16 protein-coding genes are annotated in these 14,835 nt (G+C 57.9%); 6 read left to right on the top strand and 10 right to left on the bottom strand.

Going from position 1 to position 14,835, the window contains the following annotated elements:
* Positions 1-26 precede the first annotated feature (26 nt).
* The 8 genes from WJM78_RS19150 to purH form a co-directional block, all read right to left on the bottom strand.
* The gene (locus WJM78_RS19150; protein ID WP_065479347.1) at positions 27-257 is read right to left on the bottom strand and encodes a helix-turn-helix domain-containing protein; all 231 of its coding nucleotides are present in this window, start codon (positions 255-257) and stop codon (positions 27-29) included.
* Positions 258-355: 98 nt separating this feature from the next.
* Complete coding sequence (locus WJM78_RS19145) at positions 356-1,321, bottom strand: DUF6387 family protein (RefSeq protein WP_339011061.1); 966 nt, start codon at positions 1,319-1,321, stop codon at positions 356-358.
* 12 nt (positions 1,322-1,333) lie between these two features.
* Positions 1,334-2,758, bottom strand: coding sequence for a site-specific integrase (locus WJM78_RS19140; protein WP_339011059.1), 1,425 nt, complete (start codon positions 2,756-2,758; stop codon positions 1,334-1,336).
* Between the two features lie 515 nt (positions 2,759-3,273).
* Entirely contained in the window at positions 3,274-3,744 is a 471-nt protein-coding gene (locus WJM78_RS19135; RefSeq protein WP_339011057.1) for a tetratricopeptide repeat protein, read from the bottom strand.
* A gap of 110 nt (positions 3,745-3,854) precedes the next feature.
* Positions 3,855-4,424 carry a cytochrome b/b6 domain-containing protein gene (locus WJM78_RS19130; RefSeq protein WP_339011055.1) on the bottom strand — a complete coding sequence of 190 codons (570 nt, stop codon included), beginning with the start codon at positions 4,422-4,424 and terminating at the stop codon, positions 3,855-3,857.
* The gene (locus WJM78_RS19125) at positions 4,405-4,779 is read right to left on the bottom strand and encodes a cytochrome b562 (protein WP_042033736.1); all 375 of its coding nucleotides are present in this window, start codon (positions 4,777-4,779) and stop codon (positions 4,405-4,407) included. Before WJM78_RS19125 ends, WJM78_RS19130 begins: the two co-directional genes overlap by 20 nt.
* 261 nt (positions 4,780-5,040) lie before the next feature.
* Entirely contained in the window at positions 5,041-6,330 is a 1,290-nt protein-coding gene (gene purD / locus WJM78_RS19120; RefSeq protein WP_042033735.1) for a phosphoribosylamine--glycine ligase, read from the bottom strand.
* A 114-nt stretch (positions 6,331-6,444) separates the two neighbouring features.
* Positions 6,445-8,037: a bifunctional phosphoribosylaminoimidazolecarboxamide formyltransferase/IMP cyclohydrolase gene (gene purH / locus WJM78_RS19115; RefSeq protein ID WP_339011052.1), complete on the bottom strand. Its 1,593-nt coding sequence runs from the start codon at positions 8,035-8,037 to the stop codon at positions 6,445-6,447.
* Positions 8,038-8,459: 422 nt separating this feature from the next.
* Between purH and zntR the strand changes: the two genes are divergently transcribed.
* The 4 genes from zntR (at position 8,460) to WJM78_RS19095 (ending at position 10,156) form a co-directional block, all read left to right on the top strand.
* Entirely contained in the window at positions 8,460-8,900 is a 441-nt protein-coding gene (gene zntR / locus WJM78_RS19110; RefSeq protein WP_108535940.1) for a Zn(2+)-responsive transcriptional regulator, read from the top strand.
* Between the two features lie 81 nt (positions 8,901-8,981).
* Positions 8,982-9,521: a dihydrofolate reductase family protein gene (locus WJM78_RS19105; RefSeq protein WP_339011049.1), complete on the top strand. Its 540-nt coding sequence runs from the start codon at positions 8,982-8,984 to the stop codon at positions 9,519-9,521.
* Positions 9,522-9,657: 136 nt separating this feature from the next.
* Entirely contained in the window at positions 9,658-9,909 is a 252-nt protein-coding gene (locus WJM78_RS19100; protein WP_271772548.1) for a hypothetical protein, read from the top strand.
* 22 nt (positions 9,910-9,931) lie between these two features.
* Complete coding sequence (locus WJM78_RS19095) at positions 9,932-10,156, top strand: ribosome alternative rescue factor ArfA (RefSeq protein WP_339011044.1); 225 nt, start codon at positions 9,932-9,934, stop codon at positions 10,154-10,156.
* Positions 10,157-10,254: 98 nt separating this feature from the next.
* Here the strand turns inward: WJM78_RS19095 and hemW are convergent, their stop codons facing one another.
* Together hemW and WJM78_RS19085 are read right to left on the bottom strand one after the other, a co-directional pair.
* On the bottom strand, positions 10,255-11,400 hold the full coding sequence (hemW, locus tag WJM78_RS19090; RefSeq protein WP_339011043.1) for a radical SAM family heme chaperone HemW: 1,146 nt from the start codon (positions 11,398-11,400) through the stop codon (positions 10,255-10,257).
* 73 nt (positions 11,401-11,473) lie between these two features.
* Entirely contained in the window at positions 11,474-12,070 is a 597-nt protein-coding gene (locus tag WJM78_RS19085; protein WP_108535937.1) for an XTP/dITP diphosphatase, read from the bottom strand.
* A gap of 236 nt (positions 12,071-12,306) precedes the next feature.
* Here WJM78_RS19085 and WJM78_RS19080 point away from each other — a divergent pair, with 236 nt between their 5' ends.
* Together WJM78_RS19080 and WJM78_RS19075 are read left to right on the top strand one after the other, a co-directional pair.
* Positions 12,307-13,470 (top strand): multidrug effflux MFS transporter, encoded by a 1,164-nt coding sequence (locus WJM78_RS19080; protein ID WP_339011040.1) that lies wholly within the window; start codon positions 12,307-12,309, stop codon positions 13,468-13,470.
* A 103-nt stretch (positions 13,471-13,573) separates the two neighbouring features.
* Complete coding sequence (locus WJM78_RS19075) at positions 13,574-14,635, top strand: oxidoreductase (protein WP_339011038.1); 1,062 nt, start codon at positions 13,574-13,576, stop codon at positions 14,633-14,635.
* Positions 14,636-14,835 lie beyond the last annotated feature (200 nt).

The raw sequence follows: 14,835 nt of genomic DNA, 5'->3' as shown, positions 1-14,835 counted from the left end.
CACGCGCATAGTGAGTACCTCCCTGGTTATTGGATAGGATTCGCGGGTTTGCTGGAGTGCAGCATTTTTCGGGCTGCAAGGAATGCGTCGAGATCGGTGCGCTCGTAGAGTGTGCGGTTGCCTAGTTTGTAGTAGGGGAGTTCATAGCGGCCATTGCTGGCCCAGACCCCAAGGGTCTTCTCTGACAACCCAAGGTAGGCGGCAGCCTCGCGGCGGGTGAGGCGTTGCGAAGTGTTTTGGTTTATTGCGGATTTCATACAGGCACCCTTGGTTTTGCTCGGATGCCGCTGATTTTCCACATAGAGCCCTATTGCGGGGAGGAAGAAAAATCACCCGATTTTTCTTCCGAACGTGGTTAGAATTTTTTCTGCAAAGCGTGCTGTACGGGTTTACCCCACAATCCCAAGTTGGTTAGGGTTTTCTCCCATAGATTGAGGCACTGCGGACTGGCGAAAGCTCGCGCATTCCGCTTATAGGTCTTTCGGAAAGAGTCAGGCTGAATTTCTAAGTGTGGATACACGTGGTTAATAAGGAGTTCATCAGTTATTGTTCCATTCAATATTCGACCGAAAATCATTCCATCCAACAATAAAATATATCTGTTGTTAATTATCTTTCTCAGGTTAATGCTGCTGGCCCTTGATGGTTCCGGCTTAGATGGTGTGCCCGTATCCTTACGCCAGCTTTTAAGCAACTTGGCCAAGTCATCGAGGATCTCTTCATCTGTATAATCAGAGAGATTAACACTCATGGTAACTAACCTCCCATACGCCTCTTTATGCTCATAAGAAAAAGCTTCTGATATGGGGTGGTAAATATAGTTAGCACTAAAATCGTCCATGTCGCCATATTTATTCTTATGAGCAATAGCAGACATATGTTTAACCGTCGCAACAGATAAGGGTTTGACGCTATGCAGTGAAGCCAGCGCATTCGCCACCACATCTTGCGACTGTTCGATACTGACACCGGAAGCGCCACGCCATGCTATTAACTCTACGAGAGATAGTTCGTTCGCTGATAACATTCTGTTAATGTCAATTTTCAATTCATCGGCATCTGGCTCGTGAATAATCACAGAGTCAGATTCAAACATATCGAACCATGCATTAAAATAATGTTCTATCGCTGAATCTTGCGTTAAAAAAGCCTCAAATATTCTTGCTCTTAAACACAGCTGTTCAATGAGAGTCTGCGATGTAAGGTTTGTCAGGTCATGATACTTTTCCATTTGGCAGAGAGATGCAAAAACAACAGGGAAATTACCTGATGCCTGTGATTTTTGAAACTCTTCATTCTCAAACCATTCTTGTAAAAACATTTAAACTCCCTCTCAGCCAATATTGTTGTGCAGACTTAACAATAATCGGCGCTGCTCGTCTTCTGGCAGCGTGGCAAAAATAGTCAACAAGTTACTATTGGCATTATTTTTACTATCCAGACGGCCTGCATATTCCAAAATATCCCGCTCGATCCTGGTCGCCGGTTTACGCAGCTCGTCCGCCGTGAAATGGATATAGCCTTGCGTCACGTCAGCACTGCGCAGAGTGCGGTGGTTCATCAGGCGCTTGATGGTGTACTGACCGACCTCGGCTAGTTCGGCCACGGTGCCAAAGGTGCGGCGGGCATCGTGGCATTTGAACTCGAGCGGCGGCAGGCCGTCCGGGTTCGGGTGGGGCACGGTAGCGGCGCAGATCTTGGCAATGACCCGGCGCGGCTCATGGATGGGACGATCAGGGTTACGGCCAGGAAATACGAACAGGCTCTGTTTGAGGTTCCAGTGCCAGCGGCGGCGGAAGATGGTGAGCAGGGTTTCGGTGATCGGCAGTTCCAGCGGGTCGCCGTTCTTGGTCTTATCAATCCAGAAATAACCGCCGCTCATACTGACGCGATCCCAGGTGAGCTGGAATACTTCGGAGCGGCGCAAGCCGGTAAACAGTGCCATGTCGATGGCATCGCAGACGGTGGCGGTGGTGTCGTCTCGCCAGTCGATGGCGTATTGCCTGACCTGTTCCACCGCATCCAGCCAGCGCCGGAGTTCGTGAGTGCGGATCCGGTCATTGCGTCTGGGGTTATTGTGCCAGAGGCGCTTGCTGCTCAAGACTTCGGTGGGTGGCTCAGGCAGCATGACCCGATCATTGGCGTCCCGGTAATGGTCGCGGGCAAAGCGCCACACGGCCCGCAGGGTACGCGCCCAGCGGTCGGCCTGTGCCTTGCTGCCCTTGCCGGTCCCCGCCTTGCGAAACTCACGGGCCGCGCCATGCCAAGAGCCGGGCAAGCCCTCGGTGATGGCCTTGTGCCGTACCTCGATCTTTTCCCTGGTGAGTTTGAGCAAGGAGATCGTCATCCAGTCGCCGGAGTAGTTGTTGAGATCGGCGCGGTAGTGCTTGGCTGTCTCCGACCTGATCCGATCCCCTCGGCTGGCAAGGTAGGCATCAATGGCTTCGCCCAGGGTGACCTTCAACTTGTCCTGTTCACGCCGGATCACGTTAGGGTTCTGGCCAGTCATGGCCACATCGCCCAGGATCTCCAACGCCTTGGCGCGGGCCATGTCGATGGTCAGTGCCGGGTAGCGCCCCAAGGTCGCCCTGATAAAGCGTCCCTCTTTGCTCTTGGCCACGCTAAACGACTTGCTCCCAGTGGCCCCGACCCGGAGCCTCAGCCCCTGCACCATGGCATCACAGTACTCGACCTGTTTCCCCTCTGGTGCAGGGGGCAGTGCATCGATCGTGGCCTTGGTGAATTTGAACGCTTTCATCTTCCTCCCACAAAACAGGCTAGCCAGAGGAAGGGCAGGCAAGACAGGTCTTGTAACCTCTGTAACCTCTGACTATTTATGGTGAGGTTACAAACAAACCCAGCTAAACCGTGGCTTGTAGGGGGTTGTAACCTTGTAACCTCTGTAACCTCAATATTTAAACCCTATGCGACCTTTTTGGGCCCAAGGGGGGAGTGGCGTTTGCTGCTCCTTTCCCTGGCTAGCCTGCTCTTGGCCGACCAATCGATCCGGGTATCCTAGAAATCGATTGGTCGAAAAAGGATACGTATAGGATACGTCAGAGGGAGAATATGGGGGAAGAGTGGGGAAGGTCATAAAATGAGCATGTTGATCTAAGGCATTGATTTATATAACATCATGTACTGTACGTAAATACAGTGAAATGCGTTTTTCCCACGCTCATAATCGATTGGTCGCCCGTTCAAGTCGGGCAGGGGCCACCACATTTCGTAAAAAGGCCGCTCATGATGAGCGGCCTTTTTGTTGCTGGCTATTTACCAGCGTCGATCCAGGTCGGCGGCATAGAGGGCGATGGCGCGTCGGTAAGGTGCCAGAGCCGGATCTGTCGCCGTCTCTGCCAGTACCGCCAGCAGGCTCTCCATCCCCTCCTTGTTGCGCCCCAGGTTGTAACAAACCATAGCGCGAAACACCTTGAACTCATTGGCATCGGGGAAACGGGCCAGTCCTTGCTCGAAGGCGGCCAGCGCCTCCGGGTATTGCTCTGTGGTGCGATAAGCGCTGCCAAGGCCGAGCCAGGCGCCACGCAGAGACTCATCCGTCAGCCCCAGTGCGATAGCCTGTTGGTAGAGTGGAATGGCCTGTGCCTCTCGTCCCAGGTTATCGTGCAGGCAGGCAACTTCGTAATGCAGCCCGGCATGTCGTGGATGCGCGATGAGTTGCAGCAGGCCGTGCTGGCGAGCCTCTTCTATCCTGCCCTCTGCCTTGAGGGTCTCAAGCTGTTTCATGGGTGCTCCTGCATAGAAATAGGGTAAAAGCGTGTCTGCGGGACCAGGGCGGGAGGGGGGCGAGTCGACAAGGGACAGACCCGGCTAGGGGCGCGGGTCTGTCTGACATATCAGGAGTGTTGATCCTGACTCGCTGGCGCTGGCGCTTGCTGCGCACGCTTGCCGCGTACCGAAGGCAACATGCGCGCCACCAGATTGCTGCGTTGGCGCCAGGAGGTGAATGCGAGAGCAGTCAGATGCAGCGCGATCAGCCCTTGCAGCGCCCAGGTACACCAGAGGTGCCAGTCGTCGGACCCGAGTTCAAAGCCCAGCTCGGTGTTCTGAAACCAGCCGCTACCTGCGGTGGCCAGTATGGTCAGCCAGAGCGCCCATACCGCCAGCTTGCCGCTGCCATGATGGCCGGGGGTTGCCGGGGTGCGTTCATGCAACGCCACGGCCTGCTGGCGAAAATCTGCCCGGCTCGGGATCAGGGCTCGCAGCCGGGCATGGCCCTTGGCGAAAGAGAGCCCCCACACCAGGCGCAGGCCGATCAGTGCCATGGCGGTATACCCCAGCCATTCATGCCACTCCTCGCCGGCTTCGTTGAGCCAGAGATTGCCGACACAGGCAGCCGCCACACCCCAGTGGGTGAGGCGGACCAGACTATCCCAGTGAAAGGGATCAGCCTTTTTGCTTGGCATATTTGTGGTACTCCTTCTTCAGGTCATTGACCTTGGCCAGGTGCTCGCGCGCCTTGGCCTCGTCACCCGCCTTGAGGGCTGCCAGGCTGGCATCCAGCTCAGTCTGTACCTTGTTCATGCCTTCCAGGAACTTCTCTTTCTTGGCGGTTGGCATGTTCTTCAGCTTGGCAACGTCGAGCTGAGCCTTCATCTCGTTGATGTGCTTCTCCATGGCGGCTGCATCGTCAGCTTTGACAGCCTGCTTGTAGTTGAAGCCGATCTTTTTCATCGGCTGTTCCAGCTCACCGGCCATGGCGGGCAGGGTCATCAGGCCAAACATCAGGGGCAGCAACAGGGGGCGAACAGTTTTCAACATGGGATTTCCTTATTTAACGACATGCTTATCAATTTTTGGTTGGCTTCTTATGAACCCTTGTTTGGTGTTCATGACAGGCATGATGCCATGAGCCACCGTGAACTGTTTGTGAAAATTGCTGTTTTTTGTCACAAATGGTAACGAGAGAGGGGGAAATGTGAGGGAGATGGCGAGGGATCCCCCTAGGGCAAGGTGACTGGTCGCGGCATGTGAAAAAGGGCCCGCAGGCCCTGATGAACATGTGTGTGCGACTGTTGGAAATTACTGCTCCTGCTCGCGCTCTATGGCGCGCCAGCCGATATCCTTGCGGTAGAAGACGCCATCCCACTTGATGCGCGCCGCCAGCTGATAGGCACGCTGCTGGGCGTCGGCAACGGTATGGCCGAGGGCGGTTGCGCACAGCACGCGGCCACCCTGGGTCAGGCTGGTATGCCCTTCCAGCCGGGTACCGGCATGGAACACCTTCTCACCGGCCACCTCATCCACCGGCAAGCCGCTGATGGGGTGATTGGTACTGTAATCGCCGGGATAACCCCCCGCCGCCAGCACCACGCCGATGGCGGCGCGGGGGTCATAGATGGCCTCTTTCTGATCCAGCTTGCCTTCGCAGGCCGCCAGGCAGAGTTCCACCAGATCGGACTGCATCCGCAGCATGATAGGCTGGGTCTCGGGGTCGCCGAAGCGGCAGTTGAACTCGATCACCTTGGGGTTACCTTCGCCATCGATCATCAGACCGGCGTAGAGGAACCCGGTGTAGACATTGCCTTCGGCCGCCATGCCACGCACGGTCGGCATGATGACCTGCTCCATGACCTTCTTGTGCACGTCAGCAGTCACTACCGGCGCCGGGGAGTAAGCGCCCATACCACCGGTATTGAGGCCGGTATCGCCGTCACCCACCCGTTTGTGATCCTGACTGGTGGCCATGGGCAGCACGTGCTCGCCGTCGACCATGACGATGAAACTCGCCTCTTCGCCATCCAGAAACTCTTCAATCACCACCCGCGAGCCCGCGTCGCCAAAGGCATTGCCGGAGAGCATGTCGCGTACTGCCTCTTCTGCCTCCTGCAACGTCATGGCGACAATCACCCCCTTGCCCGCCGCCAGACCATCGGCCTTGATGACGATAGGCGCGCCCTTCTCGCGCAGGTAGGCGAGCGCAGGCTCCACCTCGGTGAAGTTCTGGTAGTCGGCGGTCGGAATCGCGTGACGGGCCAGGAAATCCTTGGTGAAGGCCTTGGAGCCTTCCAGTTGGGCGGCGGCAGCGGTCGGGCCGAAGATGGACTGACCGGCGGCGCGGAAGGCATCCACCACCCCTTTGACCAGCGGCGCTTCCGGCCCGACTATGGTGAGGCCGACCTGTTTCTCTTTGGCGAAGGCCAGCAGCCCATCGATATCGGTTGCCTCGATGGCGACGTTCTCGACGCCCGGCTCAAGCTGGGTGCCCGCATTGCCCGGTGCCACGAAAACGTGGTGTACCAGTGGAGAGTGTTTGGCTTTCCATGCCAGGGCGTGTTCACGACCGCCGTTGCCAATGATCAGTACTTTCATCGTATCGCTCGCTTCTATTTGTGGTCACTGGCTGGCATCCCGGTGCCGTCAGCCAGTGACAATAGTCAGTTGAAAAGAGACAACAAAAGGGCCGCCAGCGGCGACCCTGACCCATCAGTGACGGAAATGGCGCATGTTGGTGAACACCATTGTCATGCCGTGTTCGTCGGCGGCGTCGATCACCTCCTGATCGCGCATTGAGCCACCCGGCTGGATGACGCAGGAGATACCGGCGGCCGCGGCGGCGTCTATGCCATCTCGGAACGGGAAGAAGGCATCGGAGGCCATGACGGAGCCCGCCACTGTCAGCCCTTCATCCTCGGCCTTGATGCCGGCGATCTTGGCGGAGTAGACCCGGCTCATCTGGCCAGCGCCGACGCCGATGGTCTGGCCCGCTTTGGCGTAGACAATGGCGTTGGATTTGACGAACTTGGCCACTTTCCAGCAGAACAGCAGGTCGTTCAGTTCGGCCTCGGTTGGCTGGTGCTTGCTGACCACTTTCAGGTCATCCTGCGTCACCATGCCGAGATCCCGCTCCTGCACCAGCAGGCCGCCGTTGACGCGCTTGAGGTCAAAACCTTGCGCCGATGTCGTCCACTGGCCACATTCGAGCAGGCGCACGTTCTGCTTGCTGGCAACGGCGTCACGGGCTGCTTGGCTCACCGTCGGGGCGATGATCACTTCGACAAACTGACGAGCCACGATGGCCGCCGCAGTGGCACCATCCAGCTCGCGGTTGAAGGCGATGATGCCGCCAAAGGCGGAGGTGGGATCGGTCTGGTAGGCGCGATCGTAGGCAGTCAGCAGGTCGTCACCGATGGCCACGCCGCAGGGGTTGGCATGCTTGACGATGACGCAGGCCGGTTCACTGAACTCCTTCACGCACTCCAGCGCTGCATCGGTATCGGCGATGTTGTTGTAGGAGAGCGCCTTGCCTTGCAGCTGGGTAGCGCTGGATACAGAACCCGGCGCGGCCTGCTCTTCGGCGTAGAAAGCGGCAGCCTGATGGCTGTTCTCGCCGTAACGCATGTCCTGCTTCTTGATGAACTGGCTGTTGAAGGTGCGCGGGAAGCGGGACTCTTCGTCACCCTCCTTGTTGTCACCGTAGGAAGGAACCATGGTGCCGAAGTAGTTGGCGATCATGCCGTCGTAGGCGGCGGTATGCTCGAAGGCTGCGATGGCAAGGTCAAAACGGGTCGCCAGTTTCAGGCTGTTGCCATTGCTATCCATTTCACGAATAACGCGATCGTAGTCGGCAGCCTTGACGACGATGGCGACATCTTTGTGGTTTTTAGCAGCAGAGCGCACCATGGTCGGGCCGCCGATGTCGATGTTCTCGACCGCATCGGCCAGGGTGCAGTCTGCTTTGGCCACAGTGGCGGCAAAGGGGTAGAGGTTGACGACAACCATGTCGATGGGGGAGATAGCGTGCTGGGCCATGATGGCGTCATCCTGATCGCGACGACCGAGAATGCCGCCGTGGACCTTGGGATGCAGGGTCTTGACCCGGCCATCCATCATTTCAGGAAAACCCGTGTAGTCGGAGACCTCGGTCACCGGCAGACCCGCGTCGGCGAGCAACTTGGCGGTGCCGCCGGTGGAGAGCAAGGCCACGCCACGTTCGTTGAGTGCCTTGGCAAATTCCAGGATGCCAGTTTTGTCAGACACACTCAGCAGTGCACGGCGAATGGGTCGAGCTTGTTCCATCACACTATCGTCCTCAGCATAACGGGGACCGTTCCATGGGAGGCGAGGCTCAACACAGAGAGTCCCCAAATAAATGGAAGTGGGGGATTTCGCAAACCACGCTCACCCGGATAGTCGTTCAAAGGCAAACGTGTTTTAAGAAATGCCCGCTTGACGCGACGCTCTCTTGTGGGCGCGTATTCTACACAAAAAATGTGAGCTGCGGTGGATTTTTTAACGTGGCGAAGCCTTGTCTGGTGCGGTGTTAAACGTTTTTCGGTGGTTTTTTGTAAAACGTTTGTCTTTTCAGCGTTTTGATGGAAAAAAGTGACGGCAGCCCCTTTGGATTGTCCGTTTTCTGTCCTTGGCTGGCAATCAATGGGCAAAGGGGCGATAGTGGGTTCCGGTTTTTATTACAGCGTATATCCAGCGGGAGAGAGAGCATGTATCGGATCGGTGAACTGGCGAAGGCGTGCGGGGTGAAGGCGGATACCCTGCGTTTCTACGAGAAGAACGGCCTCATCTCGCCCGGGATCCGCAACGAGTCTGGTTACCGCCTCTACGGCGATCAGGACAAGCGGCGACTGGAGTTCATCATCCGCGCCAAGTCGGTGGGCTTCTCCCTTGCTGACATAGGTGAGCTGCTCAGCCTCGACACCAACAAGGCCAAGGTTACCTGTCAGGAGGTGAAGGCGGTGGCCGACACCAAGCTGACCCAGGTGGAGCAGAAGATCGTGGAGCTGACCCGCTTTCGCGAAAACCTGCGGGAGCTCTCCAACATCTGCTGTGGCGGCCCGCGCTCGGCGGAGCACTGTGCCATCCTGGAAGTGCTCGAATCCGGCGCCCCCGCCCAGCATGAGCATCATGCCCACGTCCATGAATAAACCCAATGACCCAAAAGCGCTTGCTGGTTGCGAACAGTAAAATAACGCCGTATCAGCCGCTTGCTCGCAGAGATAAATATCATGATGACAAGACCCAGCATCACCGTCTTCTTGGCGCTTTCCCTTGATGGTTTCATCGCGGGGGAGGCCAACTCACTCGACTGGCTGACGCCTTATTCTTCCGATCCACCCGATGACACCGGGTTCAATGCGCTGATGGAACACAGCGATACGCTGCTGATGGGGCGCAATACCTATGATGCCGTCATGGGGTTTGGCGTCTGGCCCTATGAAGGATTGAGAGTCAGGGTGATGACACACAACCCTGTCGAGCCCCGTTATCAGGAGCAATTTGTCAGTGGTGAATTGAGGCAGGTACTGGCCGAGCTTTGGGATGAAGGGGCCCGTCATGTTTATCTGGATGGCGGCAATCTGGTACGCCAGGCTTTGCAGGCTGACCTGGTCGATACGCTGACGCTGTCCAGAGTTCCTGTGCTGCTTGGTAAAGGCATCCCGCTATTCGGGGCTGATATCCCGGTGAGTCATTGGCATCCAGCTCAGGTGAAGATGCTGCCAAGCGGGATTGTTCAGGTGAGTTACCAGCGCAAGCAAGGGGGCTGATCAGTTTGCCAGGATGCCATTGTGACGGCGGCGATTTGGTGACAAAATCGCTGCGTTTTTGACCTGGGCCTACTATAAAAAATGAGGTATTCGCCAAATGCGAAGTCTCTATAACTGAATTTCACGAGATAAATAGATGAATGCTCAAGCTTATCAGTTAGCTCAATCTGCAATTGCTGATTTAAAAAGTGCAGTTTATTTAGCCCTTGAGGCTTCAGGGGATACAGGACTCACTAATGCAGAGCTGGGACGTTCGCTAGGTATTTATGGCGGGCATGTGGGTCATGAGGGCCACATTTCAAGAACGTTACTGGGACTCTTAGAAAATGAAGGGGTAATTGTTCAAGTACCAGAAACTAAACGCTGGTTTTTGAAGAAATGTAAGTAGGTAACGCCAATGAGGACAGGTTGTGACTGAGAACAGAAGTAAACAGACGAGTGAATCTCCAGATATCGTTTATGCCCACAGGCGCGGGGAGATAAAGGATAACCACTTGCAAGCCCTGCTCACGGATCCGCTGTTTCGCAGCCGGGTCGAGCAAAACAAGAAGGGCAAGGGGAGCTACCAGCGCAAGGCCAAATATGGCAAGCGGTGGGAGCCCGGCCAACAGCAGATGGGATGCGTCTGCTGCTGAGCGGGTTTCTGCCGCAAGGCATGACTGACACAATGAGGGCGCCATGGGCGCCCTCATTGTGTTGGCGGTGAAGCCGGACCTTGTGATGCCCCGTCGGCTTACTCGTCCATAAAGAGCTCGAGCAGCACATTCAGGTAGCGATGGCCGAGAGCGGTGAGCTGCCAGCAATCCCCCAGGTCTTCGATCAGCTCCTTGGTCTGGGCAATCGCGAGCATAGTCTCCACTCGCTCCAGGCCCAAGCCGGTGTAAGCCTCGAACTCTGCCTTGGGGACCGGCTCGAATAATCTGAACCGGTTCATGAAGTACTCCAGCGGTAATTCGTCCTCGGTCACCTGCCACTGGTTGTCCAGGTAGGATCGGGCGGGATCCAGATAGCCTTTCGGGTGCTTCACCTTGGCGCTGCGTAGTATCTGGCCGCTGACGAGATCCGTCATCTTGCCGTGGGCGCCGCAACCTATCCCGAGATAGTCGCCGAAACGCCAGTAGTTGAGGTTGTGGCGGCACTGATAGCCCGCTTTGGCATAGGCCGAGATCTCGTACTGCTGATAGCCCCGGGCGGTGAGCATGGCGTGGCCCTGCTCATAGATGTCCCACAGGGTATCATCCTCCGGCAGCCGTGGCGGCTTGGAGGCAAAGGCCGTATTCGGCTCTATGGTGAGCTGATACCAGGACAGATGCGGCGGCGCGCAGTCGATGGCCTGCTGCAGATCATAGAGGGCGTCGTCCAGGCTCTGATCCGGCAGGCCGTGCATCAGGTCCAGGTTGAAGGTGGGCAGCGCGATGGCGTGGGCCAGCGCTGCGGCCTTGCGCGCCTCTTCGGGGCCGTGGATGCGACCGAGCCGGGCCAATTTTTCTTGCTGGAAGCTCTGCACCCCGATGGAGATGCGGTTGATGCCCGCCCGCTGGAAGCCGGCGAACTTGTCCGCCTCCACAGTGCCCGGGTTGGCCTCCATGGTGATTTCGCAATCCGGGGTCAGGGCGATGCGGGCGCGCACCCCGTCCAGCAGGGTTTGCATGGCCTCCACACTCAATAAACTGGGTGTCCCCCCACCGATAAAGATGGAGGAGAGAGGACGTCCCTGGGCCCACTTCAGATCCTGATCCAGATCCTCCAGCAGGGCGGCCACATATTCGAGGTGAGGCAGCTCCCCTTTCTGGGCGTGGGAGTTGAAGTCGCAGTAGGGGCACTTCTGGACGCACCAGGGCACATGGATATAGAGGGAGAGGGGCGGCAGTTGCAGCATGGGGCTTCCAATAATCAAACATAAAAACGGGGGCTGACGGGCCCCCATTGTAGATGAAATGCGTGGCGGCGTATCAGTGGGTGGCTGCCAGGGCCGCTTTCAACTTGGCCAGCGCCTGACCGCGATGGCTGAGCTGGTTTTTCAGCTCGCTCGGCATCTGGGCCGAGGTGCAGTCATGGTCGGGGACGAAGAACACGGGATCATAGCCAAAGCCGTGCTGACCAAGGGGTTCGTCGATGATCATCCCCTCCCAGCTCGCCTGGCAGATGATGGGGGTAGGATCGTCAGCGTGACGCATGTAGACCAGCACGCACCAGAAGCGGGCGCTCTTGAGGTAATCGGGGGCGCCTTTGAGCTCGGCCAGCAGCTTGTCGATATTGTCCTTGTCGCTGGCATGCTCGCCGGCGAAGCGGGCTGAGTAGACGCCGGGGCGGCCGTGCAGCAGATCCACCTCCAGGCCCGAGTCGTCTGCGACGGCGGGAAGGCCTGTGATGCGGGCGGCGTGGCGAGCCTTGATGATGGCATTCTCGACGAAGGTGGTGCCTGTCTCTTCGGCATCCGGCACAGCAAACTCGCTCTGTGGGATCACCTGGATCTTCATATCGGCCAGCATGGTGGCCAATTCCTTCACCTTTTTCTGGTTACCTGTTGCCAGGACAAGCTTGTTCATCGAGCACCTCCGCAAAAATAATCTGCGCATTCTATGCGGGGCACGCTGTGAGTAAAAGCGCCAATTGCCCTCAATACTGCCCTGGCTGGTCACGACTGTGACCTTGGTTGAGGTGCGAATAACATGCATGTTTCCGTATAGGAATAACCAAAGTGATTAAATACCATTTCAATTCATTACTGTGAGTCAGTAGACTCGCGCCCCAATCGATTTTCCCTTACGGCTTGAGGTGACTGATGCCATTGATTCTTCTGCTTGTCCTACTGGTGCTGTTCAGTCCACTGGCCATCGATATCTACCTGCCCGCCATCCCGCAGATGGCCGAGCAGCTGGGTGCCGAAGTGACGTTGATGCAGGGCACCATCACCTGGTTCCTGTTCAGCATGGGACTGGGTCAGCTGCTGGTCGGGCCGCTCGCCGACCGTTATGGCCGCAAGCCCATCGCCCTGGGCGGCGTGCTGCTCTATGGCCTGAGTGCGTTGGCGGCCGGTTTTGCCGCCAGCCTGGGTGAGCTGATGCTGGCGCGGATGCTGCAAGGCTTCGGTGCCTGTGCCACCTCGGTCGCTGCCTTCTCAGTGGTGCGTGACAGTTATGGCCCCAAGAAGAGCGGCCAGATGATCTCCTATCTGAACGGCGCCATCTGCTTCATTCCTGCGCTGGCGCCGCTGCTCGGCGGTTGGCTCACCGCCAAGGCGGGCTGGTCTGCCAACTTCTGGTTTATGGCCGGTTATGCGGCCATCGTCGGCAGCTGGCTGTTGTGGCGCATGCCGGAGACTCGTCCGGACGAGACCAGCAGCAGCGGTCCGCTCATCAGCTGGTCCCGCTACAGCCCTGTGCTGCGCTCCCCGAGTTTTCTGTTCAACGCCAGCCTCTGCATGCTGGCGATGGCGGTGATCCTGGCCTATGTCACGGCGGCGCCGGTGCAGCTGATGGTGAAGCTGGGGTTGGACATGAGCGGCTTCAGCTACTGGTTCACCGCCAACGCGGCGCTGAACATACTGGCCTGCTTCCTGGCGCCACGCGTCATCGCCAGAGTGGGGCCGAGACGCACGCTGCGCATCGGCCTGCTGGTGATCACCTTGTCGGCCATCGCACTGACTCTGGTGCAGCATGTCGAGCATCCGCTGGCCATGATGGGGCCCGTGTTCTTCTCCAGCATCGGCTTTGCCATGGTGCTGGGGGCGGCCGCCGGCATGGCGCTGGCACCGTTCGGTCACTGCGCCGGTACGGCGGCGGCCCTGCTCGGCCTGTTCCAGATGAGCGGCTCAGGCGCCCTGGTGGGGATCACCGGTTGGTTGATGCCGGATCCGCTGAACCAGCTGGCGCTGCATATGTGGCTGTTGTTACCGCCCCTGTTGCTGCTGTTGACCCGTCCGGGCCGGCGCTTGTGTTTACAATAAATCCTGTGCTCTGATGGGCACACTCAGGGGGCCATGGGCCCCCTTCTCTTTTTGCAGGCGGCACCGAGCCTGACGCTTATGACAGACCCGTGGAGAAAACCGGATGATCCAGACTCTCAACGCAGCCCTGGTGGGTTATGGTTTCGCAGGCAAGACCTTTCACGCCCCCTTCCTGACCACTACCCCTGGACTCTCCCTCGGCTGGGTGGTGAGCCGGGATGCCGCCAAGGTTGAGGCGGATTTGCCCGGTTGCCGGGTCGGTTCGCTGGCAGAGGTGCTGGCCGATCCTTCGGTGGATCTGGTGGTGATCGCCACGCCGAATGATACCCATGCCCCCATAGCTCGCCAGGCGCTGCTGGCCGGCAAGCACGTGGTGATCGACAAGCCTTTCGCGCTGGATCTGGCCGAGGCAAAGGCACTGGTGGAGCTGGCCGGGAAGCAGCGGCGGCTGCTCAGCATCTTCCACAATCGGCGCTGGGACGGGGACTTCCTCACGGTGCGCCGTCTGCTGGCAGAAGGTGCTCTGGGGCAGGTCGCTCAGTTTGAATCCCATTTCGACCGCTATCGCCCACAAGTGCGTCAGCGTTGGCGCGAAGCGGGCGGCCCCGGCTCCGGACTCTGGTTCGATCTCGGCCCTCACATCCTGGATCAGGCGCTGAAACTGTTTGGCCAACCGGACTGGCTACAGGCGGATTTGGCGCGGCAGCGCCCAGGTGCCCTGACGGATGACTATTTCCACGTGGTGCTGGGCTATGGTGAACGGTATGGCGAGATGCGAGTGGTACTGCACGGCAGTTGTCTGGTCTCGGCCACCATGCCCCGTTTCGTCATCCACGGCAGTGAAGGGTCGTTTATCAAGTTCGGCATGGATGTGCAGGAAGATCAGCTCAAGCTCGGCAAGCGGCCACCGGCGGCAGACTGGGGGGTTGATAGCGAACCTGGTCAGCTCAGTCGCATTCGGGATGGTCAGTTCCAGCAGCAGACAGTGGTCGGTGAGGCGGGAAATTACGGCGCTTACTACAGTGGCGTCTGCGCCGCGATCAAGGGGGAAGGGGAGAATCCGGTTCCGGCCAGCGAGGCATTGGCAGTGATGGCGCTACTGGATCTGGCCCGAGACAGCCACCAGCAAGGAAAACGGTTGGCTTGTCAGAATTTGTCTGACTGAGAGGGGCATCTCGTATCTCACCCGAATGACGAGAATCGCTGTTTATCGCCAGTAATCACGCCGGTTGCGGTTGTTTATTATACGGTTTGGGTTAATGGTGGGTGTTGTGTACCAATGCTTGTCGTTGTAGCAGTTCTTTTCATCCAGCCAACGAGAAAATATCATTGTGATACTCGTTTCCATTGGGGGCGTATGGGGAT

This window comes from Aeromonas popoffii (genome assembly GCF_037818705.1).
Lineage (GTDB): Bacteria > Pseudomonadota > Gammaproteobacteria > Enterobacterales > Aeromonadaceae > Aeromonas > Aeromonas popoffii.
Note: the sequence above shows the minus strand (reverse complement) of the source record. Positions and strands in the feature narration are given on the sequence as shown.